Genomic DNA, 1,839 nt, shown 5'->3' with positions numbered 1-1,839 from the left:
ATGTTGCTGGCTCAGCGCCACCGCACACGTCGCCCCAGGCTGCGCGCCTTGGCCGACCGCGCCTGCCTGAGCCTCATCAACAACGGCGGCGACATCGGCCAGACGCTCAGGGAGCTGGGCAGCAAGGACAGCCTGCGGGGCCTGCTGACCAGCATGCTCACTGCGGGTGCCTTGAGCGACCTGTCGAGCACCCTGAGCGTCAACGGCCAGATGCTCTCGAGCATCAGCCCGCAGACTGCCGGCTTTGGCGCCAACTTGGGCAAGGCGGTGATCCACAACGTGGCCAGCGCCACCATCAACAGCGCCTTGACCGGTGCCAAGCTGCAAGACAGCCTCAAGAGCGCGCTGGCGGGGGCTTGGGTGAGCACCGCAGCCGGACAAACAGCCCACCTGATCGGCGACCTGACGGCCAATAACCCCGCCCTCAAGGCCTTGGCGCACGCGCTGGCTGGCTGTGTGGCCGGGGCCGCTGGCCAAGGTGGCAACACCGCTTGCACCGCAGGCGCGGCCGGTGCGGTGGCCGGCGAGCTGGCCGCGCAGTGGATCAACCCCAGCGGCGACCCAAGCAAGGCCGCCGACACCGTGGCCTTTGCCAGCCTCATGGGGGGGCTGGCCGGGGCGCTGACCACGGGCGATGGCAGCGCCGCCAGCGTCAACACCGCAGCCACCACCGGGGCCAATGCGGCGTTGCACAACTACCTCAGTCATGCCCAGTGGGCGGAATTCGCCAAACGCCTGGAGGCGTGCAAGACCGAGGCCGAGTGCGACCAAGTCAGAAAAGCGTTCTTTGATCTCAGCAGGGGGCAGAACGCCGCCATGCGCCAAGCGTGCAAAGACCTAAGCAGCGCGGCGTGCCGAACCCACATCCAGACCGCCCTGGCAGGCAGTCAAACCCAGATGCAACTGGTGCTGGGCGGCTCATTGCCCGAACAATACCTGGGCGGCAGCGACCTCAACGCGAGCGCCCGTCTAACGGCGCTCAACGCACTCAGGGCTGACATTCGCCAGATCTGCGCCAGCACCCCGAGTTGCCAAGCCAAGAACCAGGCGGCGCTCAATGCGCTGGGCGGCACCTTGCTGGACTTTGTGCCGGGCTTTGGCGATATCAAGGGCTTCGTAGAAGCGCAAACGCCGTTTGACTACCTGCTGGCCATGGTGGGCGCGGTTGGGCCGGTGGGTGACGGGCTCAAGCAGGTGCTGCAAAAAGGCTCGGCGCTGTACCAGGCTGACCAGATTGGTGCGGCCAACCAGCTGTTCAGACAAGCACTGGGCATGGATGCGACAGCGGGCCTGCCTAGTGTCAGACCCAGTCTGAGCGGCAACCTGAGCAAAACCAGGCTGGGCCAAGCAGCCACGGTGCAGACCGATACCCTGGCGCAACGGCTTATGATCAAAGACGTGATGCTCAATGCCGATAGAGACGGCAGCAAGACCGAGCGCTTGGTCAACGATGTGCTCAGGAGCGACCCGAACATGAACGTGCTCGGCGGTACCACGTACGCGGGCAACAAAGGGCTCGATCATGTGGTGCAATTCGTCGACCCCGCCGATGGCATCACCAAGACCCTGGTGATCGACAGCAAGCAACTGGCCAAGAGCGGAGCCACCAACCTGAATCCGCGGGCCGCAGGGACGGCGCAGCATAGACGACCCGTCATGCAGTTGTCGGACGATTCGTTGAGGGTGATTGCACAGCGCTTAGACGGATCGCCTGCTGGTCAGGCGGTTTCGGCTGCAATTGATAGCGGCACTTTGATCAAGGCGGTGGCCTACGTGGCCCCATACGTCAGAATAGTTGTCGCCTCGATAGAACCAAAAACCCTGGGGCGGCGAAGAAGG

At 64.5% G+C, this 1,839-nt stretch carries 1 protein-coding gene; it reads left to right on the top strand.

The window, feature by feature from the left end:
- Window positions 1–48: 48 nt before the first annotated feature.
- On the top strand, window positions 49–1,839 hold a 1,791-nt coding region (locus tag SRAH_RS11675), incomplete at its 3' end, for a DUF637 domain-containing protein (protein ID WP_171816062.1).

It is taken from the genome of Serpentinimonas barnesii (assembly GCF_000696225.1).
GTDB lineage: Bacteria > Pseudomonadota > Gammaproteobacteria > Burkholderiales > Burkholderiaceae_C > Serpentinimonas > Serpentinimonas barnesii.
This window is presented reverse-complemented; position numbering and strand designations above follow the sequence as displayed.